Annotated in this window: 24 protein-coding genes; 15 read left to right on the top strand and 9 right to left on the bottom strand. The window is 57.5% G+C overall.

The genetic code is table 11. From position 1 onward, the window contains the following. Positions 1–10 precede the first annotated feature (10 nt). Positions 11–631, bottom strand: a complete 621-nt coding sequence (locus tag WA411_RS08555; protein ID WP_291906837.1) for a riboflavin synthase subunit alpha — start codon at positions 629–631, stop codon at positions 11–13. Between the two features lie 157 nt (positions 632–788). Here WA411_RS08555 and WA411_RS08550 point away from each other — a divergent pair, with 157 nt between their 5' ends. From WA411_RS08550 to WA411_RS08530, 5 genes are all read left to right on the top strand, one after another. Then, positions 789–1,682 carry a hypothetical protein gene (locus WA411_RS08550; protein WP_222464836.1) on the top strand — a complete coding sequence of 298 codons (894 nt, stop codon included), beginning with the start codon at positions 789–791 and terminating at the stop codon, positions 1,680–1,682. 60 nt (positions 1,683–1,742) lie between these two features. Further along, positions 1,743–2,420 carry a TetR/AcrR family transcriptional regulator gene (locus WA411_RS08545; RefSeq protein ID WP_069183234.1) on the top strand — a complete coding sequence of 226 codons (678 nt, stop codon included), beginning with the start codon at positions 1,743–1,745 and terminating at the stop codon, positions 2,418–2,420. A gap of 84 nt (positions 2,421–2,504) precedes the next feature. After that, positions 2,505–2,969, top strand: coding sequence for a L,D-transpeptidase family protein (locus WA411_RS08540; protein ID WP_370686080.1), 465 nt, complete (start codon positions 2,505–2,507; stop codon positions 2,967–2,969). A 24-nt stretch (positions 2,970–2,993) separates the two neighbouring features. Continuing rightward, positions 2,994–4,205, top strand: a complete 1,212-nt coding sequence (locus WA411_RS08535; RefSeq protein ID WP_153633583.1) for a mechanosensitive ion channel family protein — start codon at positions 2,994–2,996, stop codon at positions 4,203–4,205. Continuing rightward, positions 4,202–4,990 (top strand): S-methyl-5'-thioinosine phosphorylase, encoded by a 789-nt coding sequence (locus tag WA411_RS08530; RefSeq protein ID WP_291906844.1) that lies wholly within the window; start codon positions 4,202–4,204, stop codon positions 4,988–4,990. Before WA411_RS08535 ends, WA411_RS08530 begins: the two co-directional genes overlap by 4 nt. On the opposite strand, the gene WA411_RS08525 is transcribed toward WA411_RS08530, so the two are convergent. Beyond that, positions 4,965–5,792, bottom strand: coding sequence for a CsiV family protein (locus WA411_RS08525; protein ID WP_291906847.1), 828 nt, complete (start codon positions 5,790–5,792; stop codon positions 4,965–4,967). The two genes, WA411_RS08530 and WA411_RS08525, sit on opposite strands and share 26 nt — an antisense overlap. A 29-nt stretch (positions 5,793–5,821) precedes the next feature. Beyond that, the gene (gene mfd, locus WA411_RS08520; RefSeq protein ID WP_291906851.1) at positions 5,822–9,355 is read right to left on the bottom strand and encodes a transcription-repair coupling factor; all 3,534 of its coding nucleotides are present in this window, start codon (positions 9,353–9,355) and stop codon (positions 5,822–5,824) included. 236 nt (positions 9,356–9,591) lie between these two features. Between mfd and WA411_RS08515 the strand changes: the two genes are divergently transcribed. From WA411_RS08515 to sthA, 10 genes are all read left to right on the top strand, one after another. Beyond that, complete coding sequence (locus WA411_RS08515; RefSeq protein ID WP_412537618.1) at positions 9,592–11,046, top strand: glyceraldehyde-3-phosphate dehydrogenase; 1,455 nt, start codon at positions 9,592–9,594, stop codon at positions 11,044–11,046. Positions 11,047–11,315: 269 nt separating this feature from the next. After that, positions 11,316–12,662, top strand: coding sequence for a Na(+)-translocating NADH-quinone reductase subunit A (locus WA411_RS08510; RefSeq protein ID WP_069183241.1), 1,347 nt, complete (start codon positions 11,316–11,318; stop codon positions 12,660–12,662). A gap of 4 nt (positions 12,663–12,666) precedes the next feature. Then, a complete protein-coding gene (locus tag WA411_RS08505; RefSeq protein WP_064228852.1) occupies positions 12,667–13,875 on the top strand; it encodes an NADH:ubiquinone reductase (Na(+)-transporting) subunit B in 1,209 nt (402 codons plus the stop codon). Continuing rightward, on the top strand, positions 13,868–14,671 hold the full coding sequence (locus WA411_RS08500) for a Na(+)-translocating NADH-quinone reductase subunit C (protein ID WP_153633579.1): 804 nt from the start codon (positions 13,868–13,870) through the stop codon (positions 14,669–14,671). The genes WA411_RS08505 and WA411_RS08500 overlap by 8 nt, the downstream gene beginning before the upstream one ends. Positions 14,672–14,673: 2 nt before the next feature. Next, positions 14,674–15,339, top strand: a complete 666-nt coding sequence (locus tag WA411_RS08495) for an NADH:ubiquinone reductase (Na(+)-transporting) subunit D (RefSeq protein WP_153633578.1) — start codon at positions 14,674–14,676, stop codon at positions 15,337–15,339. Beyond that, a complete protein-coding gene (gene nqrE, locus WA411_RS08490; RefSeq protein ID WP_104320397.1) occupies positions 15,339–15,947 on the top strand; it encodes an NADH:ubiquinone reductase (Na(+)-transporting) subunit E in 609 nt (202 codons plus the stop codon). The genes WA411_RS08495 and nqrE overlap by 1 nt, the downstream gene beginning before the upstream one ends. Positions 15,948–15,984: 37 nt before the next feature. Continuing rightward, entirely contained in the window at positions 15,985–17,211 is a 1,227-nt protein-coding gene (gene nqrF / locus WA411_RS08485) for an NADH:ubiquinone reductase (Na(+)-transporting) subunit F (protein WP_136629792.1), read from the top strand. A 9-nt stretch (positions 17,212–17,220) separates the two neighbouring features. Beyond that, positions 17,221–18,270 (top strand): FAD:protein FMN transferase, encoded by a 1,050-nt coding sequence (locus WA411_RS08480; RefSeq protein ID WP_291906868.1) that lies wholly within the window; start codon positions 17,221–17,223, stop codon positions 18,268–18,270. 12 nt (positions 18,271–18,282) lie between these two features. Further along, positions 18,283–18,531, top strand: a complete 249-nt coding sequence (gene nqrM, locus WA411_RS08475) for a (Na+)-NQR maturation NqrM (RefSeq protein ID WP_153633576.1) — start codon at positions 18,283–18,285, stop codon at positions 18,529–18,531. A gap of 58 nt (positions 18,532–18,589) precedes the next feature. Further along, positions 18,590–19,981: a Si-specific NAD(P)(+) transhydrogenase gene (gene sthA / locus WA411_RS08470; protein ID WP_136629789.1), complete on the top strand. Its 1,392-nt coding sequence runs from the start codon at positions 18,590–18,592 to the stop codon at positions 19,979–19,981. Between the two features lie 71 nt (positions 19,982–20,052). Here sthA and WA411_RS08465 read toward each other — a convergent pair whose 3' ends face one another. The 6 genes from WA411_RS08465 to WA411_RS08440 form a co-directional block, all read right to left on the bottom strand. Further along, positions 20,053–20,847 carry a glycerophosphodiester phosphodiesterase gene (locus WA411_RS08465; RefSeq protein ID WP_291906873.1) on the bottom strand — a complete coding sequence of 265 codons (795 nt, stop codon included), beginning with the start codon at positions 20,845–20,847 and terminating at the stop codon, positions 20,053–20,055. Then, complete coding sequence (locus WA411_RS08460) at positions 20,844–21,971, bottom strand: 3-deoxy-7-phosphoheptulonate synthase (protein WP_209396913.1); 1,128 nt, start codon at positions 21,969–21,971, stop codon at positions 20,844–20,846. The genes WA411_RS08465 and WA411_RS08460 overlap by 4 nt, the downstream gene beginning before the upstream one ends. Positions 21,972–21,982: 11 nt before the next feature. Next, the gene (locus tag WA411_RS08455) at positions 21,983–22,432 is read right to left on the bottom strand and encodes a tellurite resistance TerB family protein (RefSeq protein WP_291906878.1); all 450 of its coding nucleotides are present in this window, start codon (positions 22,430–22,432) and stop codon (positions 21,983–21,985) included. Between the two features lie 42 nt (positions 22,433–22,474). Next, entirely contained in the window at positions 22,475–23,440 is a 966-nt protein-coding gene (gene tal, locus WA411_RS08450; protein WP_291906880.1) for a transaldolase, read from the bottom strand. 127 nt (positions 23,441–23,567) lie between these two features. Further along, on the bottom strand, positions 23,568–24,602 hold the full coding sequence (gene dusA / locus WA411_RS08445; protein ID WP_291906884.1) for a tRNA dihydrouridine(20/20a) synthase DusA: 1,035 nt from the start codon (positions 24,600–24,602) through the stop codon (positions 23,568–23,570). A gap of 121 nt (positions 24,603–24,723) precedes the next feature. Beyond that, entirely contained in the window at positions 24,724–25,155 is a 432-nt protein-coding gene (locus tag WA411_RS08440; protein WP_291906887.1) for a BLUF domain-containing protein, read from the bottom strand. Positions 25,156–25,186 lie beyond the last annotated feature (31 nt).

Below are 25,186 nucleotides of genomic sequence, written 5' to 3'. Positions count from 1 at the left end.
GCCATATGAGTCAGAGCGTCGGGGCCGGGCGGTCGTATCCCAGTCGGGCCAGGGTGTCCACGATGGTCTGGGTCTGGCTATCTATTTCGATGTTAACCCGTTGACCCTCTTCACAGGTGCCGAAGGTTGTGGCCCTCAGAGTTTCCGGAATCAGGTGGATGTTGAACCGGTTGCCCCGCACTTCACCGATGGTCAGGCTGGCGCCATTGATGGCAATGTAGCCTTTGGGAAAGATGTAGCGTGTCCACTCGTCGGGAACTTCGAACCACAGGGTGACGTTGTTTTCCGGTCTCAGGATTTCGACAATCCGGGCGGTTGTATGAATATGTCCTGACAGCAGGTGACCGCCAATCTCATCGCCGATACGGGCGGCCCGTTCGAAATTCACCTCGTCTCCGGTTTTCAGATCCCCCAGGGTAGTCAGTCTCAGGGTTTCCTGCATGGCATCGAAGTAAAGCACGCTGTCTTCCTGGCGTGTCACGGTCAGGCAGGTGCCGTTGATTGCCACCGATGCGCCAATCGACACGCCGCTAGCCTTGTCTGCGGGCAGCCGGATAGCAAACGTGCTCAGTCCGGGCTCGGCCTTGACGTCGTCGATGGTTGCAATGCCCTGGACAATGCCTGTGAACATAATCCTGACCTCGTAAAGTGTGGTGTTCGGATGCCTTTCTGGCAGGTGCGCCAAGGATAGCGACCGGACTGGCGAATGCCAAGATCGGGGCAGGGAATTCAAGTATCCGATGTGACGGTCGATACCTGTTTAAACCCTTTAATCCGGACAATCTGCCATGGCTGAAAATCAGAGTAAGGCTGCCACCCAGGCGAATGAGCCGGTGCAGGCGCCGGTGTTGAGGCCGGGGCGGGCGGCCGATCCTGTGCCGGCCCCCAGAACGGCGGATGCCCAGCCTTCGGCTCCAGTATCCGACAGTCAGGCTGACAAAGGTGCACCGTCCGAGCAGGGCCCGGACACCGGTTCAGAGCCCGATAACGCGTCAGCTGGTCAGGAATCCCGGGAGGCAGGTAGCAGCGGGGCCGAGAGAGTGATGGCAGAATCCCGGCAGCGCAAGCTCCGGCTGATGCTGCGGCAATGTGATCGGGTTCTGCTGATGGATTTTGATCTGCTGGCCATGAACGGTTGGCCGGATAACTTTACGTTGGCTGAAGCCCGTCGTGGGCGGGATCTGTGGTTGTTCAGCGCCTTGATTGCCGCAGCCATCTTTCTGAGCGGGCTGACCGGGTTTGTCCCTGCCTGGATTGCAGGCGGCGGCTTCGGCGCCTTCGTGATCATTCTGTTGCTGGGAATACCGGCGGTACGCAGAATCTATACCACCAAACCTTCCTATCTTGACCTGATCATGACCCGCCAGAGGATGATCCGTGAAGCGCGGCAGCACGTTGCCCACCTTGAAGGCTCGGACGGCCTGATCTGGCAATGCGCCCGGATGGCAGATTTTAATCCTGCGCTGAAGAATACCCGGTTCAGTCATCTCCTGAAGTTGTCCGAGAGCCGGGTTCTGTCCCGGCAGTTGACGCGCAGGGAGCATGTGCGTCTGTACCTGATCTATCTGCTGGAAGCAGAGAAGGCGTACAGCCGCGTCCAGAAGGCCTTTTTCGAGGGTAACCAGGAAGCAATTGACCGGGGTTGGGAGGAAGTGGCGGCAGAGCCTGAGCCCAGAACTTGACACGGATGCGCTTCAAACGTATGTTTCAAACAGACGTTTGCTAGAGGCATTGATAACAAAATGGCGCAGTCTGATACCGTTGACCGGATTCTCGATGCAGCCGAAGAGCTGTTCGCCGACCGGGGTTTTTCGGAAACCTCGCTCCGAATGATTACCAGTAAGGCTAAAGTAAATCTGGCCGCTGTCAATTACCACTTTGGTTCAAAGAACGCCCTGATTCACGCCGTTTTCGCACGCTTTCTGACGCCGTTTTCTGCAACCCTGGAGAACGCCTTTGATGAGCTTGAGGAACGCTGTGACGGCAAACCGCCAACGCTGAATCAGACGCTCTGGGCGCTTACCGAAAGTGCGGTGCGCATGCCTCAACGCAACGAGAAGGGCATCTCGATCTTCATGCGCTTGCTTGGGCTTGCCTACACCCAGTCCCAGGGGCATTTGCGCAAGTTCCTGGAACAGGAATACAGCGAGCCCTTCAGCCGTTTCATGCGGTTGCTCAAGGAAGCGACTCCCCAGCTGTCGTCGGTGGATAGATACTGGCGCATCCAGTTCATGTTGGGAGCAACAGCCTTCACCATGTCCAGCAGCGATGCATTGAGAGACATCCTTCAGAACAAGTTGGGTGTGGAAACCACAGTTCAGGAAATTGCCGCGCGATTGGTCCCCTTCCTGGCCGCCGGCATGCAGGCGGAAGATGCCATGCTGGTTCCACCGGTTGGCAGCAAGGTCTCGGTTGCCTGAGTTCCACTCTCTCGGTTAGGCTTCCTCCTTTACCCCAAGGGAGCCTGGCCGGTTTTGACGCATCCTGCATCAGTCCGCATTGATATAGATCTGAGCCTCCAGCGCCTGCGGCTTGAAACCGCAGGCGGAGAGCTTGTTGCTTCCTATCCGGTTTCCACCGCGTTGAACGGGCCGGGAGAGAGCGATGGCAGTGGCTGTACGCCCCGGGGAGAGCACTATGTCCGGGCCTGTATCGGGGCAGGACTTCCCGTTGGAACCGTATTCCGGGCACGGCGCCCCACCGGAGAAATCTACAGCTCCGAACTTGCCCGTCAGCACCCTGACCGCGACTGGATCCTGAGCCGGATTCTCTGGTTGTGCGGCCGCCAGTGGGGCGAAAACCGGGGGCCGGGTGTCGATACTTTCCGTCGCTTCATATACATTCACGGCACGCCGGACAGTGAGCCGATGGGAGTGCCGCTGTCCCACGGCTGTGTGCGGATGCGCAATGAAGACATTATTGATCTGTTTGATCGCGTCGCGCCGGGAACGGCCGTTTCCATTCGATAAACCTTTCGAGACCAGAGGGATCCGATGATCGGAGATGTTATGGCCATGGTGAATGGCTGGATCGAGAATTTCGGGCTGCTGTCTGAAGCCTGGCGCGTCGGAATTGTCGTGTTTGCGCTGGTTTTCGGGACAGCCACGGTGGCGTATATCGCCAGCCATATCATCGCTGCCCTGGAGCGTAAATTCAGTCAGACCAAGAACCTGTTTGACGATGCGTTATTGCACGCGGCCCGCAAACCGGTTGTAGCGTTTGTCTGGCTGCAAGGGGTCTACTGGGCTGCGGAAGTGGCTCATAAATACTCGGAAGCAGAGATATTTAAGGCGAACGAGTCCGTCCTTCAGATCGGTTTCATCTTTGTTCTGGTGTGGGCCGTTCTTAGGCTGATCAAGGAAGCTGAGGGGATACTGGTATCGCCTCTGAAAATGAAGCAGCCCATGGACTACACCACCGTCAACGCGGTGAGCAAATTGTCCCGGGCGGTGGTCATCATTACTGCAGTGCTTATTGCGATGCAGTCCATGGGCTACAGCATTTCCGGTGTCCTGGCGTTCGGCGGCGTGGGCGGTATTGCCGTTGGCTTTGCTGCCAAGGACCTGCTGGCCAACTTTTTCGGCGGCTTTATTATCCATCTGGACCGGCCGTTCAAGGTAGGGGACTGGGTACGTTCACCGGATCGCAATATCGAGGGTACGGTGGAGCACATCGGCTGGCGCCTCACCACCATCCGAACCTTCGATAAACGGCCGCTTTATGTGCCCAATGCCGCGTTCACCACCATCGCGGTGGAGAACCCATCGCGCATGACCAATCGCCGGATCTACGAAACCATCGGCATTCGGTATGCCGATGTCGGGCAGATGGCGTCCATCGTTGATGACATCAAGGCCATGCTTCAAGAGCATGAAGAGATTGACAGCGATGAGACCCTGATCGTGAACTTCCTCGCGTTCAATGCCTCCTCGCTGGATATCATGGTGTACACCTTTACCAAGACAACCCAGTGGGTCCGGTTCCACGAGGTGAAGCAGGATGTGCTGCTGAAAATCAGTGACATCATTGAGGGTTACGGTGCCGAGGTGGCTTTCCCGACCCGCACATTGCATCTTCCGGAGGGCGTGAGGCTGTCCGGATCACAGTCCGAGGGTTCGTCAGACAAGGGCGCGGCGGATTCATCCGGCAAGTCGCAGAATCGCCAGACCACTGGAGATGTAGAAGATTCAGGAGAGGCAGAATGACGTCACCGGAGAAAATGCACCCTGTTGGCATTATTGGCGGCACCGGCCTGACCACCCTTTCGGGCCTGGAAATCACCGGTGAAAGGCAGGTTGGCACGCCATGGGGCAGTCCATCGGCGCCGCTGGTGGAAGGGCGGCTTGGCGATCAGCCCGTTATCTTCCTGTCGCGACATGGTAATCCGCACCGTATTCCACCCCATCAGGTGAACTATCGGGCGAATCTGAAGGCCCTTTACGATGCCGGTGTCCGGACGGTAGTGGGTGTCAACGCCGTCGGTGGTATCCACCCGGATATGGGGCCTGCCCACGTCGTTATTCCCGATCAGATTATTGATTACACCTGGGGGCGTGCCAGCACCTTTTTCGAGGGTGACCTGGAGTCGGTGACCCATATAGATTTCACCTGGCCCTATGACGAGAGTGCCCGTCAGATCCTGATTGATGCCGCAGGCGCAGAGGGCGTGCCGTTTTCCGGTTTCGGGGTGTATGGCGCAACCCAGGGGCCAAGGTTGGAAACTTCAGCCGAGATCATCCGGATGGAACGGGACGGATGCGACCTGGTGGGCATGACCGGCATGCCGGAGGCCGCGCTGGCAGCGGAACTGGGGATGCGTTATGTCTGTCTGGGGCTGGTGGTCAATTGGGCGGCTGGCAAATCCGATCACATCATCACGATGGAAGAGATCGAGGCGGCCATCGAGCAGGGAATGTCCGGTGTTAAACGGATTCTCGCAGTGTCGATGGCCGGCCTTGGAGTGCTTACTCCGTTGCCTCAATCTTCTTGAAGAACACCAGTACGCCGATCGTGGGGGAGTCCAGGAAGTGGATTTCCTCACTGCGCATACGCCGGGTTTCCCGGATCCAGGTCAATAACTCCAGCGGGGCGGGCTCAGCCATTGCAGCAAGTGGCTGAGCGGCAGATTCGTCGAGTGTCGTTGAAGAGGGTGCGGTGTCTTCAGCGCCGGTCGCCCCTGCAGGCGGGGGCGTCTCCTGTGACAACTCGGTCGTCTCGTCTTCAGGCAGGGCTTGAGCATCTTCCGCCAGCTGCCAGTGGTTGAGGTGAACGTTCACGTGCAGGTAGCGTTGCCGGTCGATGGTAATGTGGCCTTCAACCTCCCTGGTACGGGCGTTGTCAATCCAATCACCAATTTCCACCTGCAGGGGCGTGCCCTCGTAATCCGGCGGGAACGCCTCATACCAACCGGCAGCCAGGAGCACACGGTACCGTCCACTGCGCTCAAGTCGCGCCGCCGCGCTGGCAAGGTGAAGGTCTTCCCGGGGCGCCAGTTCCAGGGTGGTTTCCGTGGTGCCATCCTCCAGCGCAGACCAGAGAACCTCCTCCGTTTCTATCGGCTCCTCTACCGTGCGGCCAGACATGCGCTCATTCACGGCCTCGGGCTCTATAATCCGCTCAAGAATCACGAACTCGGCCCGGTAGTAATCGTCGGGAATGGGGGTGCCGGGCTCCAGGGGCAGTGTTGCCCGGTCTGGCTGTTGGGCAGCCCCTGTGGCTGCGAAGCTCAGCAGGAGGGCGGCCAGGAAGGCCCGGGTCGGGTATCGGCACCAGCGAATTCCGTCAGTCTGCAAGGGTCGTACTCCACATGTTGGTCGGCCGTTCATGAGCCGGATGCGTGACTTTTCGCAGGCTCCAGCTCGCCAAGCATCCGGGAAATGCCGTCGAGTTTACCACCGGTTGTGGCATCCTTCAGCCGAAAACGGAAGCTGTTGGCACCTTCGAGCCGGTATTGGTCCGGTGCAGATTGCACTTTTTTAACCAGAACCAGAGGGTCCACCGGCGTCGAGCTGCCAAACTCGAGGCGCGCCCATTCCTTGCCAGCGTCAACTTTCACGATACCCAGGCCTTCTGCCCGGAGCCGAAGCTCGGTCTGGCGGATTAGATTCTTGGCCGGATCCGGTAACAATCCGAACCGGTCAATCATTTCAACCTGAAGTTCTTTTAATGCATCCGGGCTGTCGACGCTGGCGATTCGCTTGTAGAGCATCAGGCGGTTATGAACATCCGGCAGGTAATCTTCTGGAATCAATGCCGGAATTCTCAGGTTCATCTCGGTGCCGTGGCTCAGGGGCAGGTCGGCGTTGGGTGTCCGGCCCTCCCGGATAGCCTTGACGGCCTCGTCCAGCAGCTGCATGTAGAGGGTAAAGCCGATGCTTTCGATCTGCCCGCTCTGTTCCTCGCCCAGCAGCTCACCGGCGCCGCGGATTTCCAGGTCATGGGTGGCCAGCATAAAGCCAGCGCCGAGGTCCTGCGCCTCCGAGATGGCGTCCAGCCGTTTTTTGGCGTCGGTCGTAATCGATTTCGGCGGTGGCGTCAGCAGATACGCATAGGCCTGGTGGTGCGACCGGCCAACGCGACCCCGAAGCTGGTGCAGCTGGGCCAGGCCGAACTTGTCTGCCCGCTCGATAATAATGGTGTTGGCGCTGGGAACGTCGATGCCGGTCTCAATGATGGTTGTGCACACCAGCACGTTGAAGCGCTTGTGGTAGAAGTCCGACATGATCTTCTCGAGATCCCGCTCCCGCATCTGGCCGTGGGCGACGCCCACGCGGGCTTCGGGAATCAGTGCCCGCAGATCCTCGGCGGTTTTCTCGATTGTTGCCACATCATTGTGCAGGAAGTACACCTGACCGCCGCGGAGAATTTCCCGCAAGATGGCTTCCTTGACCATGGCATTGTCTTTCTGGCGCACGAAGGTTTTCACCGAGAGTCGCCGGGCCGGAGGTGTTGCGATAATCGAGAGATCTCTCAGATGCCCCATGGCCATGTTCAGGGTCCGCGGGATCGGAGTCGCGGTGAGGTTGAGCATGTCCACTTCGGCCCGCAGCGCTTTCAATCTTTCCTTTTGCTGGACGCCAAACCGGTGTTCTTCATCAATGATGACCAGGCCGAGATTCTTGAATTTGATGTCACCCTGAAGCAGTTTGTGGGTGCCGATCACGATGTCGGCCTTGCCATTCTCCACCGCCTCGAGGGCTTTGCTGGTCTGGCCGGCGGTACGGAATCGGCTGAGCAGTTCGACCTGCACGGGGGTGTCTGAGAAGCGGTCCCGGAAGGACTCGTAGTGCTGTTGGGCGAGCAGGGTGGTGGGCACAAGAACCGCCACCTGTTTGCCGGACCATGTGGCCAGGAAGGCGGCGCGCATGGCGACCTCAGTTTTCCCGAAGCCGACATCACCACAGACCAGGCGGTCCATCGGTCGCTCACTGGTCATGTCCTCGAATACCGACTGAATGGCCACCTGCTGGTCGGGCGTCTCCTCGAAGGGGAAGCCGGCCGCAAACGCTCGGTACGCCTCCTTCGGATCCTCGAAGCTGAAACCCTTGCGCGCCTCCCGGCGGGCGTAGACGTCCAGAAGCTCTGCGGCGGTATCGCGGATTTTCTCAAGGGCTTTCTGTTTCGCTGTGCTCCAGCGATCCGTGCCCAGCTTATGCAGTGGCGCGTGCTCGGTGTCATTGCCGGCATAACGGGAAATCAGATGCAGGCTGGACACCGGCACATAGAGTTTGGAGCCACCGGCGTACTCCAGCATCAGAAACTCGCTGGCCTCGCCCTCAACGGTTATGGTTTCGAGGCCCAGATAGCGGCCCACCCCATGGTCGATGTGAACCACCGGTGCACCGATCCGCAATTCCGACAGGTCCCGAAAACCTGCATCGTCGGTTTCTGTGGGCTTCTCCCGGCGACGTCGCTGCAATACCCGCTCGCCAAATAAAGCCGTTTCTGTAATAAGGGCGATGGAATGCTCGGGTAGTACCAGGCCTTGCTCCATCGGGGCAATGGTAATGGCCAGCGGGGTTTCGTGATCGTCCAGAAAAGCCTGCCAGCCGGCCAGGGTTTTCAGCTCAAGGCCCTGTTCGCCAAGATTCTCCAGCAGGGCTTCCCGCCGGCCGGATGACTCTGCGCAGATCAGTACGTGGCCGTCAAAGTCACCGAGAAACCGCTTGAGACGGCCGGCAGGATCAGCGGCACGACCATCCATGGCGATATCCGGCAGGGTTCTTGTCGGGCAATTGACCGATCCTGTGGCCTCCTGGGAATCGGAGGAGATGGTTACCCTGGGAAAGGCTTTCAGGTGTCTGAACAGCTCCTCCTGCTGCAGAAACAGCCGGGTGGGTGGCAGTATCGGCCGCAGTCGATCGTGGCGACGGTCTTCGTAACGGTTACGGGTTTCGCTGTCAAAATGGCTGACCGCGTCGTTCAGCCCGTCGGCGGTAAAGACATGGGTCGCCCCAGGCAGATAATCGAACAGGGTTGCCGTCTCGTCGAAGAACAGGGGCAGGTAGTACTCGATCCCCGGTGGCGTGATGCCCTGGGTCACGTCCTGGTATATGGGCGTGTCCTTGTCAGCGTCCGGGAACTGCTCGAACCAGCGGCTACGGAAGCCCGACCGTGCCTCCTTGTGCCACGGAAATTCGAAAGCAGGCAGCAGTTCGATCCGATCTATCCGGTCAATCGAACGCTGGGTTTCGGGATCGAAGGTCCGGAGAGTTTCGATTTCATCATCGAACAGGTCAATCCGGTAGGGGAGGCTGGCGCCCATGGGAAAAATGTCCAGTATCGCGCCTCGAACAGCGTATTCACCATGTTCGTAGACGTTCTCGGCGTGCCGGTAGCCTGCGGCCTCCAGCTGCATGCGCCAGTTTTCTATATCCAGGGACTGGCCGACTTCCAGAAGCAGAGTGTTGCCTTGCAGGTAGTTAACCGGCGGCAATCTGTGCATCAGGGTTCTTGCGGGAACCACCAGTACCCCATGGCTGGTCGAGGGCAAGCGATGCAGCGTGCGGATTCGTCGGGAGATGATGTCCTGATGGGGAGAAAACAGGTCGTAGGGCAGGGTTTCCCAGTCTGGCAGAGAGAGCAGCTCCAATCCGTCTTCGCTGATGGCGGGGCCATCCTCTTCAGGAGGCAGTCCGAGAAAGAACCGCATCGCCTGTTCAAGCCGGATGGCATCGGCGGTGCTCCGGGTTATCACCAGAGTCAGGCCTTTGTGGGCGCGGGCGCTTTCACAGATGGCCAGCGCATCACTGCTGCCATGCAATTGGCCCCATGTCCTGTGATCAGCCGCTCGGGAAGGGAATTCCGGGGCAATCATGGATCGGAGTGACGGGCGTGTGCTGGCACCTTGGCTCATGGGCGGTCTGATTCTCCTGGTTTGGGTGTCCGGGCGGCGGTGTGGCGCGTATTCTAACGCTCGCGACTGGCACTGTCATGGCGCTGAAGCCGTGGCTGACACTTGCTTAATCGACGGGCGGGTTCTATACGAAGGTCATGGTCTGGTGTATTTGCGGTCAGCCGGATTAAGTTGGATAATATGCGCCCCATTTTCCAAGTGCCAACTGCAGAGGTTCAAGCGTGAGTCACGAACAGATCAATCAGCACCTGTCCAACTGGACAGAAAGAGAATCCACCGCGGAAGCCATGATTCCGCTGATCGGCCGCCTCTACCGCAAAAACAATGTGGTTACTTCTGTCTATGGTCGCGCCATCATCAACCAGTCGGTCATTGATATCATCCGCGCTCACCGTTTCGTGCGCCAGGTTGAAGACAGCGAGCTTTCTGTTCACGACACCCTGCCGATCCTGCAGGCGATGGACAAACTTGATCTGGGCCGCGCTCACGTCGATATCGGCAAGTTGGCGGTCAAGTTCAAAGAGGAAGGCGGTGACCTGACCGAGTTCCTCAAGCGTGAAATCGGTCCGGTAGTTGGCCAATACGCCGCTCAGTCCGAAGAAGACGCCCACAACGATACCAAGGATGTGGTTCTGTACGGCTTTGGCCGTATCGGCCGTCTGCTGGCGCGTATCCTGATCGAGAAAGCCGGTGGTGGTAACAACCTGCGCCTGCGCGCGATTGTTGTACGTCAGGGTGGTGCAGAGAACGATCTCGAGAAGCGTGCGAGCCTGCTTCGCCGCGATTCCGTACACGGACCGTTCGATGGCACCATTACCGTCGATGAAAAAGAATCAGCCCTGATTGCCAACGGCAACTACATCAAGGTGATCTACTCTGACGGTCCGGACAAGGTAGATTACACCGAATACGGCATCAACAACGCCATTGTGATCGACAACACCGGCAAGTGGCGTGACGAGGCCGGGCTTGGTCTGCACCTGAAGTCCAAGGGCGTCAGTCGCGTTATCCTGACTGCGCCGGGCAAGGGCGACATCAAGAACATCGTCTATGGTATCAACAACGACTGGATCACCAACGAAGACAAGATCCTGTCGGCGGCTTCCTGTACCACCAATGCCATCACCCCTGTGCTGAAAGCGATTGAGGATGAGTATGGCATTGAAGACGGTCACGTCGAGACAGTGCACTCCTACACCAATGACCAGAACCTGATCGACAATTACCACAAGGGAAGTCGTCGCGGGCGCAGCGCTGCCCTGAACATGGTAATTACCGAGACAGGTGCCGCCAAGGCCGTTGCCAAGGCGCTGCCCGTTCTCAAAGGCAAGTTGACGGGCAATGCGATTCGCGTTCCGACGCCGAACGTGTCCATGGCGATTCTGAATCTCAATCTCAAGAAAGAAGTCGATGCGGAAAGTGTGAACGACTATCTGCGGGATATGGCGCTGCATTCAGAGCTCCAGAAGCAGATCGACTTCGTGAACTCTCCGGAAGTGGTTTCCACCGATTTCGTCGGTTCCCGTCATGCCGGTATCGTTGACGCGCAGGCAACCATCGCCAGCGGCAAGCGTCTGATCCTGTACGTCTGGTACGACAACGAGTTTGGCTATAGCGCTCAGGTTATCCGCGTGGTCAACCAGATGGCCGGTGTAAGTTACCCGATCTTCCCCAAACGTGCGAGAGACTGAGTCGATCGCGCCGATCTGGTGAAGTGAAGGTCCTGAAAACCCCGATGGCAAGTGCTGTCGGGGTTTTTGTTTTTACAGGCAATGTCGTCGGGGTATTTCGATGTCGACACTTAACCTGTTCCGAGTTCTGGTGGAAATAGGATTCCTTAATCTCTATAATTGGCGCGATTTTGGGTACGTCTGGCACTCCGTTTCTCATGGTTTTTCTGGGCCGCAGGTGTCGGGCGTTACGAATCCATTGAAAAGTTTCTGATGATTGGATGAGGCTAATGATCAAGATCAAAAAAGGCCTGGATCTTCCCATCAGCGGCGCTCCCGAACAGACCATTACAGACGGCAAACCCGTTCGCCACGTGGCGTTGATCGGTTTTGACTACATCGGCATGAAGCCGACGATGGCTGTGAAAGAGGGAGACCGTGTCAAGCGCGGTACGCTGCTGTTCACGGACAAGAAGACCGAAGGCGTTCGTTATACCTCACCCGCCGCCGGCGTGGTGAAAGAGATTAACCGTGGTGAGCGTCGTGTGTTTCAGTCGATCGTTATCGAAATCGATGGCGATGAGGCTGAGACCTTTGCGCGCTACAGCGACGCGGATCTTGCCGGCCTGGAACGCCAGCAGGTGGTAGACAATCTGGTGGAATCCGGGCTTTGGACGGCGTTCAAGACGCGGCCTTACAGTAAGGTTCCCGCGATTGACTCCGCGCCCAACTCCATTTTTGTGTCGGTCATGGACACCAATCCGCTGGCAGCGGACCCGACGGTCATCATTGGCGAGAACAGTCAGGCATTTGAAAACGGCCTCAAACTGCTTACCAAGCTGACCGCAGGCAAAGTCTTTGTTACCGGCAAGCCAGGATCCAACGTGGCGGTTCCCAAGACCGACGCCGTTGAAGTCCACCAGTTCGATGGCAAGCATCCCGCGGGTAATGTTGGTACCCACATCCATCATCTGGACCCGGTATCCGGCAGCAAGACCGTCTGGAGCATCAATTACCAGGACGTCATCGACATCGCCAAATTGTTTGAATCCGGCGAAGTGCCGGTTGAACGTATTGTCGCGATCGGTGGCCCCAAGGCTTTGAAGCCGCGCCTGGTGCGTACCCGCCTGGGTGCCAGCCTTGAGGAGCTTCTGGACGGCGAAGTTGCCACGGATTGCGAGGTCCGCGCGATTTCGGGTTCCGTGTTCGGTGGTCGCCGTGGCGACGGCCCCTGCGCCTACCTTGGCCGCTTTGCCAATCAGGTATCCGTGCTTGAAGAAGGCAACAAGCGTGAGTTCATGGGCTGGTTGTCTCCGGGCCCGAACCGCTTCTCGGTGCTGAACATATATCTGTCCAAGCTCGCCAGTGGCAAGCTTTTCAACTTCACCACCACGACCAACGGTAGTGAGCGGGCGATGGTCCCGGTCGGCGCTTACGAGCAGATCATGCCTCTGGATATCCTGCCGACGCAGCTGCTGCGTTCACTGATTGTCGGTGACACAGAGATGGCACAGAAGCTTGGTGCGCTGGAGCTGGATGAAGAAGATCTGGCGCTGTGCACATTCGTGTGCCCGGGCAAATATGAATATGGTCCGATTCTCCGCGAGAACCTGACCCGAATCGAGATCGAGGGCTAATACGATGGCTATCAGACAGTTTCTCGATGGAATCGAGCATCACTTTGAAAAGGGTGGCAAGTACGAGCGCTGGTATGCGCTGTATGAGGCCGTGGATACCATTTTCTACACTCCCGGCAAGGTAACCTCAACCACTGCCCATGTGCGTGACGGCGTTGACCTCAAGCGCATCATGATCACGGTGTGGCTGTGTACTTTCCCGGCGATGTTCTTCGGTATGTGGAACATCGGCTATCAGGCCAACAGTTTCCTGGCATCTAACCCGGATGCCATGGTCGCTGACGGCGGCCTGCGTACTGCCTTTATCCAGGCGCTTGCCATTACCGGCGCCGGTGCTGGCGTATGGGATAATTTCGTGTACGGCATGGCTTACTTCGTGCCCATTTACTTCGTGACCTTCGTGGTCGGCGGTTTCTGGGAAGTCCTGTTTGCCACTGTGCGTCGTCACGAAGTGAACGAAGGCTTCTTCGTTACATCTGTACTCTTTGCACTGATCTGCCCGCCCACCATTCCGCTCTGGCAGGTGGCGCTGGGTATCACCTTCGGTGTCGTCATCGGTAAAGAAGTGTTCGGCGGTACTGGCAAGAACTTCCTGAACCCGGCCCTGACCGGCCGTGCGTTCCTGTATTTTGCCTACCCGGCGCAGATCTCCGGTGACACCGTCTGGACCGCGGTTGATGGTTTCAGTGGTGCCACCGCGCTGAGCTGGGCTGCAAGTGGCGGCCTGGAAGCCCTGGAAGCGCAAATTGGCTGGATGAGCGCCTTCATGGGCACCATTCAGGGCTCCATGGGTGAGACCTCAACGCTTGCGGTACTGATCGGCGGTCTGATCCTGCTGGCCATGAAAATCGCCAGCTACCGGATTGTTGGCGGTGTGCTGATCGGCATGATCGGTATGTCCCTGTTGCTGAACATTATCGGTTCTGAAACCAATCCGATGTTCGCCATTCCGGCGCACTGGCATCTGGTCATGGGCGGATTCGCCTTCGGCATGATGTTCATGGCAACGGATCCGGTTTCTGCGGCAATGACCAACACCGGCCGCTGGTGCTTCGGTATTCTGGTGGGCGTAATGACGGTTCTGATCCGCGTGATCAACCCGGCCTTCCCGGAAGGCATCATGCTGGCCATCCTGTTCGCTAACCTGTTCGCGCCGCTGATGGACCATTACGTGGTTCAGGCCAACATCAAACGGAGGCTTGCTCGTGGCTAAAGCTAAAGAAACTGTCTCCCGTACGCTGATCGTTGCACTGGTGCTGAGTATTGTATTCTCCGTCGTGGTCTCCACGGCGGCGGTTCTGCTTCGCCCGGCCCAGATCCAGAACCAGAACCTGGATATCAAGACCAACATTCTGTCTGCCGCTGGCATGCTGGAGTCTGGCTCCAGCGCCGAGCAGATCGAAGAGGCGTTTGCGCGTTTTGACGTCCGGCTGGTCGATCTGGATACAGGTGAATTCGTCGAGCCTTCCGACGTGGGTGTCCAGGACCCCATGAAGTACGACATGTACAAGGCCGCTTCGGACCCTCAGATGTCCACCAACATTCCGTCTTCTGAAGACAAGGCCGGTATCAAGCGCCGTCCGAATGTTGCCAAGGTCTACACCATGAGTGAGAACGGCCAGATCAACCGCGTGGTTCTTCCGATCCACGGCTACGGTCTCTGGTCTACCCTTTACGGCTTCATTTCCCTCGAGGGCGATCTGAACACCATTGAAGGTCTGGGCTTCTATGCGCACGCAGAAACCCCGGGTCTTGGCGGTGAGGTGGACAACCCGCGCTGGAAGCGCCAGTGGGTTGGTAAAGAGGTCTACAACGAAGACCGTTCGGAACCCCAGGTGCGACTGGTCAAGGGCGGCGTCAGCGCCGATGCCCAGGATAAGGAGCACAAGGTTGATGCTCTCTCTGGTGCGACCCTGACAAGCCGTGGCGTTGAACAATTGGTCAACTACTGGATGGGCGACCGCGGGTACGCGCCGTTCCTGCAAAAACTTCGTGAAGGGGAGGTCTGATCATGGCAGATGCATCAGCCAAACAGGTTCTCTTCGAACCGATCTTCAGCAATAACCCGATTGCCCTGCAGATTCTGGGCATCTGTTCAGCGCTGGCGGTAACCACCAGCATGAACGTCACTCTGGTTATGTGTATGGCGGTTATCGCCGTTACCGCATTTTCCAACCTGGCCGTGTCTCTGGTACGCACACAGATCCCGGGCAGCATCCGGATCATCGTGCAGATGACCATCATCGCCTCTCTGGTAATCGTGGTTGACCAGGTGCTCAAGGCCTATGCCTATGAGATCTCCAAGCAGCTTTCGGTGTTCGTTGGCCTGATCATCACCAACTGCATCGTCATGGGCCGCGCAGAAGGTTTCGCCATGAAGAACGGCCCCTGGCTGAGCTTCCTGGATGGCGTTGGTAATGGCCTCGGCTACTCCGTACTCCTGATCTTCGTTGCCTTTTTCCGCGAGCTTCTGGGTGCCGGCTCCCTGTTCGGTGTATCCCTGATGCCGGTAGTCAACGAAGGCGGCTGGTATATTCCGAACGGTCTGTTGCTGCTGCCGCCGAGTGCGTTCTTCATTATCGGCCTGGCCATCTGGGGTCTGCGGACCTGGAAGCCGGAGCAGGTTGAAGAGCCGGACTATAAAATGTCCCGCCATGTCGCCAAGGAGGCTTTCTGATGGAACATTATATCAGCCTGATTCTGAAGGCTATTTTCGTTGAGAATATGGCTCTGGCCTTCTTCCTGGGGATGTGTACATTCCTGGCTATCTCCAAGAAGATCGAGGCGGCGACGGGTCTCGGTATTGCCGTGGTGGTGGTACTGACCGTAACCGTGCCGGTGAACAACCTGCTGTACAACAGCATTCTGCGGGAAGGGGCCCTGGACTGGGCAGGCCTGCCCAACGTAGACCTGAGCTTTCTCGGCTTGCTGACGTATATCGGTGTAATCGCGGCTATTGTCCAGATCATGGAAATGGTTCTGGACAAGTATATCCCGGCGCTCTACGCCGCTCTGGGTGTGTTCCTGCCACTGATCACGGTGAACTGCGCCATTCTGGGTGCTTCGCTGTTCATGGTGGAGCGTGACTACACCTTTGGCGAGAGTGTGGTGTATGGCTTCGGCGCCGGCCTCGGCTGGGCTCTGGCCATCATTGCCCTGGCGGGTATCCGCGAGAAACTCAAGTACAGTGACGTTCCGGAAGGCCTCCGTGGCCTGGGTATCACCTTCATTACTGTTGGTCTGATGTCCCTGGGCTTCATGTCCTTCTCCGGTATCTCACTGTAATTCACCCGGTGATTCGGTTTAACGAAAAGGCGAGACCATGAATACAGAAATTATTCTCGGCGTGGTCATGTTCACCGTTATCGTTCTGGCCCTGGTCGCAGTGATTCTTGCGGCCCGGTCCAGGCTGGTAAGCACCGGTGACGTGACCATTGAGATCAACGATGATCCTGAACACACGCTGAAGACCGAAGCCGGCGGCAAGCTGCTCGGTACCCTGGCAAACAGCGGTATTTTCCTGTCCTCTGCCTGTGGGGGCGGTGGTACCTGCGCACAGTGCAAATGCAAGGTGCTGGAGGGCGGCGGTGCCATGCTGCCAACGGAGAAGACCCACTTTACCAACCGTGAAGAGAAAGAAGGCTGGCGTTTGTCCTGCCAGGTTCCTGTGAAACAGGACATGAAGGTTGAAGTGCCGGAAGAGTTCTTCGGCGTCAAGAAGTGGGAATGCGAGGTTATCTCCAACCACAACGTGGCTACCTTCATCAAGGAGCTGGTGCTCAAGCTGCCCGAAGGCGAGGAAGTGGACTTCCGGGCCGGCGGTTATGTTCAGCTCGAGTGCCCTCCCTACGAGATCGACTTCAAGGATTTCGATATCGAGGAAGAGTTCCACGAAGACTGGGACAAGCACAACATCTGGCGTTACAAGGCGATTAACAAGGAAGAGACCATCCGGGCCTATTCCATGGCGAACTACCCGGAAGAGAAAGGTGTTCTCAAGTTCAACATTCGTATCGCCACGCCGCCTCCGGGCACCGATCACCCGCCGGGCATCATGTCCAGCTACGTCTTCAACCTGAAGCCGGGTGACAAGGTAACCGTGATGGGGCCGTTCGGTGAGTTCTTCGCCAAGAAGACCGATGCTGAAATGGTGTTCATCGGCGGCGGTGCCGGTATGGCGCCCATGCGTTCCCATATCTTCGATCAGCTCAAGCGCCTGAACTCCAAGCGCAAGATCAGCTTCTGGTATGGCGCTCGGAGCGTCCGCGAGATGTTCTACGTGGAAGATTTCGACGGGCTGCAGGAAGAGAATGAAAACTTCGAGTGGCACGTTGCGCTCTCCGACGCGCTGCCCGAGGACAACTGGGAAGGGCCGACAGGCTTTATCCATAACGTGTTGTACGAAAACTATCTGAAGGACCACCCGGCTCCGGAAGACTGTGAGTACTACATGTGTGGGCCCCCAATCATGAACGCTTCCTGCATCAAGATGCTCAAGGATCTTGGTGTTGAGGATGAAAACATCATGCTGGATGACTTTGGAGGCTAAGCAGTCCTGATGACATCCCGCATGGTACGACCCGCCAGGGTGGCCCTGGCCAGCGCTTTTACAGCGCTGGTCTTTGCCGTTCTGGCGGGTTGTTCGTTTCAGCCAGAAGAAAAAATCTGGGAAATCTCCGGCCCCGTGTTCGGCACCAGCTACCACATCAATGTCGTATTGACCGAGGATCCGGAGAAGCTCGAAACTCTGGCCAGTGGCATCGATGAGGTGCTTGAAGACGTCGATGCGTCAATGTCGACCTGGCGCGATGATTCTGAGCTGTCCCTTTTTAACCAACGGAACGATCAATCCGAATGGGTTCCCGTTTCAGCCGGGTTGTTTGAGGTGCTCCAGAAAGCCCGGGAGATCTCCTCGATGACTGGCGGCGCTTTTGATGTAACCATCGGTCCGGTTGTGAATCTATGGGGTTTCGGGCCCCAGGCAAGGCCGGAACAGGTGCCGTCGGAAGAATCGCTTGCCATGGCTCTTGCCGCCACTGGCTACGAAAAAATTGAACTGCGGGCAGATCCGCCCGCCGTGCGCGCGACACCACCGCAATACGTGGATCTTTCGGCGATTGCCAAGGGCTACGGAGTGGATGCGGTAGCCCGTTTCCTGGAAAACGAGGGTATCGAGGCTTATCTGGTGGAAATTGGCGGCGAGGTTCGGGTAAACGGCCGCAAACCGGATGGCAGCACCTGGCGACTGGCCATCGAGCAACCGGTGTCTGAGGGGCGCGAGGTGAACCGGGTTGTGGCGCTGGAATCGCGTGCTATGGCAACATCGGGTGACTATCGTAACTATTACGAATCGGAAGGGCGTCGCTATTCCCATACAATAAACCCTGAAACCGGTAAACCGATTGCGCACAGGCTGGCGTCGGTAACCGTTATCGCAGACGACTGTATGACAGCGGACGCCCTTGCGACCGGCTTTAACGTGATGGGCTATGAGCAGGCCAATGAGCTTGCGGTGAGGGAAAACATCCCGGCCTATTTTATTGTCAGGACGGAAGAGGGCTTCGAGACACACCAGACGCCGGCTTTTTCGTCCTACGTGACTCAATGAGGGGAGGGCAATATGGGTACCTTTCTTTTGGTTCTGTTTATTGTAGTGCTGCTGGTTGCAGCCATGTCCATCGGCGTAATTCTGGGCCGCAAGCCCATCAGTGGAACCTGCGGCGGGATTGGCGCGCTCGGTATCAGCCAGTCCTGTGATATCTGCGGCGGCAACACCCAGAAATGCGAAGAAGAAAATGAGCGATTGGCCAACGAGGGCAAAGAGCCCGAGGCTTTGGCTTACGACGCCAGCAATACCAGCAAGCACTGATCTGTTTCTGATAATTACAATCAACTTTTCACGACGTAGATAAGGAGTCACTGCGCGCATGGCAGAACATCATTACGACGTCGTCGTTATCGGCGCCGGCCCGTCCGGCGAAGGCGCGGCGATGAATGCGACGAAACATGGCAAACGTGTCGCGATCATCGAGGACAAGCCTACCGTCGGCGGGAACTGCACTCACTGGGGCACCATCCCTTCCAAGGCGCTGCGCCACTCCGTCAAACAGATCATCACCTTCAACACCAATCAGATGTTCCGGGATATCGGGGAGCCCCGCTGGTTCTCCTTCCCCCGGGTACTTCAGAACGCCCAGAAGGTCATTGGCAAGCAGGTCAAGCTCCGAACCCAGTTCTATTCCCGCAACCGGGTGGATCTGATCAACGGGCGGGCTTTTTTCATCGACCAGAACCGTATTGAGGTCCGTGGCAGCAAGTCCTCCGAGACCCTTCACTTCAAGCAGGCGATTATCGCCACAGGGTCCAGGCCCTATCTGCCGCCAGATGTGGATTTCCGTCACCACCGTATCTACAACTCGGACACCATCCTGAACCTGTCCCATACCCCCAGAACCCTGATTATCTATGGCGCTGGCGTTATCGGCTCAGAATATGCGTCGATTTTTGCAGGGTTGGGCGTGAAGGTGGACCTGATCAACCCGGGTAGCCGGCTGTTGTCGTTCCTGGATGACGAAATTTCCGACGCCCTGAGTTACCACCTGCGCAATAACGGCGTTCTGGTGCGCCACAACGAGCAGTACGAGTCGGTTGTGGGTGATGACCACGGCGTAGTGCTGTCGCTGCAGTCCGGCAAGAAAATCCGTGCGGATGCATTCCTCTGGTGCAACGGGCGCAGTGGCAACACCGAGAAGCTTGGGCTGGAGAACATCGGCCTGGTGCCCAACGGTCGGGGTCAACTGGCGGTTGATGAGCACTACCGCACCGAGGTGGAGAATATCTACGCGGCGGGTGATGTGATCGGCTGGCCGAGTCTGGCAAGCGCGGCTTATGACCAGGGCCGTTCGGCGTCTTCAGATATTGTTGATGACGAGTACTTCCGCTTTGTGTCCGATGTGCCGACCGGGATCTACACCATTCCGGAAATCAGTTCCGTGGGGAAAACCGAGCGTGAACTGACTGAAGCCAAGGTGCCCTACGAGGTTGGACAGGCGTTCTTCAAGGATCTGGCCCGCGCTCAGATTACCGGAGAAGCGGTAGGCATGCTGAAAATCCTGTTCCACCGGGAGACCCGCCAGATATTGGGTATCCACTGTTTCGGTGACCAGGCCGCAGAAATCGTTCACATCGGCCAGGCGATCATGAATCAGGAAGGAGAGGCCAACTCTCTGAACTACTTCATCAATACCACGTTCAACTACCCGACCATGGCGGAAGCCTACCGGGTTGCCGCATTGAATGGCCTGAATCGAATTTTCTAGGCTGCTATAGAAAACAGGGTCCGGGGAGAGCATCCCTCCGACCCCGTTTTCTTTGATTCAATCTTTTGCTCTCAACCCGCCGAGACGGCCTCCTGGTTCGGGGTAACTCCGTCCTGACTCTGGGGGAGCGACAGCGCCGACCTGGCCCGATTATCGAAAAACATGCGTGTGCTTGTTGGATAATCGGTGATGATGCTGTCCACCCCCATCGCTTCCAGTTGCAACATGTCGTGAATCCGGTTCACTGTCCAGGTGGACACGTGCATCCCCCTGCGATGGGCCTGTTCAACCAGCATTTTAGAGCACAGCTTCCAATTGATGCAGAGGTACTCACAGCCAAGCCGGTTTGCCATGCTGAGTGGCCGTGGAAACTTTCGTTCCGCTACGAGGCCGATGCGGATGTTTGTGTTACGCCTCCGGATCTGTTTCAGGAACCAGGTATCTGACGAGGTTATCGCCACCGTCTGGTAAAGGTTGCGACGCTGGATCACCTCGGTCAGCCGATTGCTCAGGATGTTCAGCCGCTGACGCGTATCCTTCTTGACCTCCAGTTGCAGGTGTTCGATGTCGTCGAACTGGTCTAGAAGGTCTTCCAGGGCTGGAATCCCTGTAGGTTTGGGCCAGGAGCTGGTGTTACGACGAGCGTCCATGGCTGCAAGTTCGGCCGCTGTATACTGGCTGATGCTGCCTTTCTGACTGGTGGTGCGGTCTACCGAAAGGTCATGCACAAGAACCGGCTTGCCGTCCTTTGAGAGCACCAGATCCAGCTCGAAATGCCGGATACCGTGCCGATGAGCATGAACAAATCCCGGGAGGGTGTTTTCCGGGGCTTCTCCCTTTGCGCCTCTGTGTCCGTAGACAATCATTCCGCTGCGTCATCCTTCAGGCGTTGATAAATGGCCTGGCGCTTCTTCCAGGTATCATGGCAAAGGCGAATATCTTCCAGGTAGGCCGGCAATTCTTGCATGAGAAGGGCCTGGGGCCCATCTACAAGCGCCTTTTCCGGTTTGGGGTGGAAGTCCACCAGCACCATGTTGGCGCCCGCTATCACGCCCTGTGCGGTGGCGTGCATGACATCCAGAATTCCGTCTGGAGACTGTTCGCGACTGCCAACCGAGTGGGACGGGTCTACGCACACCGGCATACGGGTGAGCCGTTTTACCGCAGGCACATGGGCAAAATCCACCATGTTCCGATGCGGCTGCCCAGCTTCGGTTTTCATGCCTCTCAGGCAGAAAATAACATTCGCGTTGCCCTCGCTGGCGAGGTACTCCGCGGCGTTGAGGGATTCGTTCAGGGTAATCCCGAAGCCGCGCTTGAGGAGTACCGGATAGGTGCTCTGGCGGCCGATGGCCTTCAGCAGTTCGAAGTTCTGGGTGTTTCGAGTACCGACCTGCAGCATGACGCCGGTGGGTCTGCCCAGTTTCTCCAGGCAGGTGTCGATTTCCTCGATGTGGCTCTCGTGAGTGATCTCCATGGCGATCACCTTGATACCGTGCTTGCCAGCCTTCTCGAACACCCAGGGCAGGCAGCCCTTGCCGTGCCCCTGGAACGAGTAGGGGTTGGTGCGCGGCTTGTAGGCGCCCATCCGGGTGCAGACTTCGCCGTTGTCCTCAAGGGCCTGCATCATCATTTCGACGTGCTCGGGCACATCGACCGCGCAAAGGCCGGCAAAAATGTTCAGATTGGACTGGTTGAACTCGACACCGTTGTAGGTGAAACCGCTTTGCCGGCGATCATCCCGGTGACGGCCCAGAATACGGTAGTCTTCCGAGATACGAATCGCCCGTTCAACCGCTGGCAAGGCCTCGATCTCTTCCTTGTTCAGGGGTTTGGTATCCCCAAGCAGATAGATTTCGGTCAACCTCTGGGTGGCACCCTGGACCTCGTGAACCCGAACCGTGACGTTCGGGAGATTCTCAAGGTAGTGCATGGTCTGCCTGTATTCCTCGCTTTCCAGAGAGGTATTGGGATGAAGAATCGCTAGCATGCTGTCTCCTTTCAAGAACCGGCGTCTTGCGCCCGGTGCCGCGCCTGCATGAACTCCCGGTGATTAAGATGCAGCAGGTCTGCCATGCGGCGAATAAGATGTTCTTCGTACTTGTCGATGCGACCGTCGGCAAAAGCCACGCGCCAGATACTTTCAAGCAGGGCCTGCTTGCCTTCCTGGTCGAGGTGCTCGTTGATCTGGCCGGTAAATTCGTAGAGTGATGTGGCATCGTCTGCGTGGTTCAGGGCATCCTGCAGAATTTCCTCTGCTTCGGCCCGGGTGACCTGGTGCGCTTTCACAGCCCCGTCGACAATGGCCTGTAGCTCGCGTTCGTCCTCGTGCTGGTCGATCCGTGAAACCTGAACCATCAACGCGGTTGCAGCCACGGCCAGTTGGTGAGAATCCGGTTTCTCGCTCTCAGCTTCCGGTGCCGCAAAGAGTTTTTTCAGGCTCTCGATCATGATCGGACAATCCCACTCCTGTGTTTGGTTTGAGGCGCGGTTTCAGGCGGCCCTGGCGAGCTGCCGAACCCGGTTTTCCAGCTCTATCTGATCGGCTGTGAACCGGCGAATGCCATCGGCCAGCTTTTCGGTCGCCATGGCGTCCTCGTTGGACTCCCAACGGAACAGCCTTTCGTCAATGGTGCCAAACTGATCCGGTGAGCTGGCGGTATCAGCCACCAGACGACGAGGCAGGTCGCCCTGGTCGTCCTGCAACTCCTGCAGCAGGGCCGGACTGATGGTCAGGCGGTCGCAACCGGCCAGCATCTCGATTTCGCCGGTATTTCTGAAGCTGGCGCCCATCACCACCGTCTTGAAGCCGTTGGCTTTGTAGTAATTGTAGATGCGAGAGACGGACAGCACCCCGGGGTCTTCCGCCGCCGGGTAGCTGTCGCGGCCCGTGCTGGCCAGGTGCCAGTCCAGAATACGACCAACGAACGGAGAGATCAGGAAGGCACCGGCCTGGGCGCAGGCGGCCGCCTGGATGAAGGAAAACAGGAGTGTCAGGTTGCAGCGAATGCCTTCCTTCTCCAGTTGCTCGGCAGCCCGGATACCTTCCCAGGTGGAAGCAATCTTGATCAGCACGCGGCTGGTATCGACGCCCTGTTTGTCGTACAGCTCAACCAGGCGGCGGGCTCGCTCCAGCGTACCGGCGGTATCGAAGGACAACCGGGCGTCGACCTCGGTGGATACCACACCGGGAATCAGGTTCAGGATTTCCCGGCCAGCGAGCACGGCCAGCATATCGGTGGCCATGGTTAACTGCTCGGCGTCTGAGCCGCCATGCTGGCGGGCTTCCGTCACAGCCTTGTCCAACATGGGACGATAAGCATCGGAAGCGGCCGCCTTGAGGAGCAGGGATGGGTTGGTGGTGGCATCTTCCGGCCGCCACTTTGCAATGGCTTCGATATCGCCGGTATCCGCCACTACCGTGGTCATGGTTTTCAGTTGGTCGAGCTTGCTGGTCATTCGTCCTGTCGTCCCGGTTGATCTGTTATTGGTGCGCCCGAATCCCGGGCGCTGGCTATACGCCTACAATAACGGGCTGCTCTGACAGGAACAAGACAACAAAAGGTATGGGGGCAATTGCCTGCGGTTAAGCTTCGGCAATCTCCGGCATTGACGGTTCACGCACCTTTTCCAGCGCGGTCTCGATAACTTCCAGGCCTGCGCCGGTTTTATGGGCGTTCTCACTTATGTAGCGACGGAACTGCCGGCCACCGGGCTGGCCGTGGAACAGGCCCAGCAGGTGTCGGGACATGTGGGTGAGGTATACGCCCCGCTCGAGTTCGCTCTGGATGAACGGAAGCATGGCCCGAAGCGCCTGATGCCGGGTTTCCACCGGCGCTGCCTCCCCGAAAAACTCCGGATCGACACCTGCCAGCAGCCAGGGGTTGTGGTAGGCCTCCCGGCCCAGCATCACGCCGTCGGTATGCCGCAGGTGCTCGTGGCATTCATCGAAGGTCTTTATACCGCCGTTGATGATGATCTCCAGGTGCGGGTATTTCGCTTTCAGCCGATATACCCAATCGTATTTGAGCGGTGGGACTTCACGGTTTTCCTTGGGGCTCAGGCCTTCAAGAATCGCGATTCGTGCATGCACGATAAACGTCCGGCAACCCGCATCAGACACTTTTTCCACGAACTCGCAGAGATCGTCCCAGGACTCCCGGCCATCAATACCGATCCGATGCTTCACAGTGACCGGCAGGTCGGTTGCCTCAATCATGGCCCGAACGCCCTCCGCCACCTTGTCGGGGTGGCCCATCAGACAGGCGCCAATCATGTTGTTCTGCACCCTATCGCTGGGGCAACCGACGTTCAGGTTAACCTCATCAAACCCGTATTGCTGGGCCAGCCTGGCGCAGTGCGCCAGTTCGCCGGCATCACTGCCGCCAAGCTGAAGGGCCAATGGATATTCGGCCTCATCGTGGCGCAGAAAACGTGCGGTATCACCGTGGATCAACGCCCCGGTGGTGACCATCTCAGTGTAGAGTAGGGTATGTCTGCTGAGCTGGCGCGCCAGATAACGGTAATGGCTGGTGGTCCAGTCCATCATCGGGGCCACGCAGAAGCGGCGGGAGGGGCCGGAGTTGTGCAGCATGGTTTCCTGAGATGGTATTCCAGACATTGCGATACCTGTTGTCGACAAAAAACGGGTTATAAAAGTACGACGCTGAAAACAAGAGTCGTAGTTTAACAGGCATTGGTTTCCGATTTCCGTAAGGCTTTGGCGAAATCTATAACGGGCTTCAGGCAGCGCGTTTCAAATAGTTGCGGAGAAAATTGAAATAAATTAGAGCGTCTCTAGTGGAGAACAGCTGGGGCTTGAATCCACCATAGAGTTTGTTGATGTAATTGCCCGGAACCTCGGGAAGCTTCGCGAGAGCCATTGCCCAATCGTCAAACTGGTGATGATCGATTTGCTCGTACTGGATCAGCCGAACATCCTGGTGGCGAGGATCGGCAGTGATGCCAAGATAGAGTCTGTTGACGGCATCTTCCTCACCTTCCAAAACCTGCATGAAATTGAATTGATCATAAGCCAGCAAGCCGGTGATGCCGTCCCGCTCGTTTCTTTTGATGGATTCCGCGAGGATGTCGTCTAGATCGGATTCCTGCAGATGTGAAGAAACGCTGCTGAAATAGATAAGCCTGCAAAGTCTGGGCTTTGATGCGTCCATAGCAAAAAACCTCCCTGAAGGAGAAACACTC

It is taken from the genome of Marinobacter sp. CH_CUG1437-1, from assembly GCF_037029655.1.
GTDB classification, from domain to species: Bacteria; Pseudomonadota; Gammaproteobacteria; order Pseudomonadales; family Oleiphilaceae; genus Marinobacter; species Marinobacter salsuginis.
The sequence above is the reverse complement of the archived record's forward strand: the minus strand, read 5'-3'. Positions and strand labels throughout refer to the sequence as shown.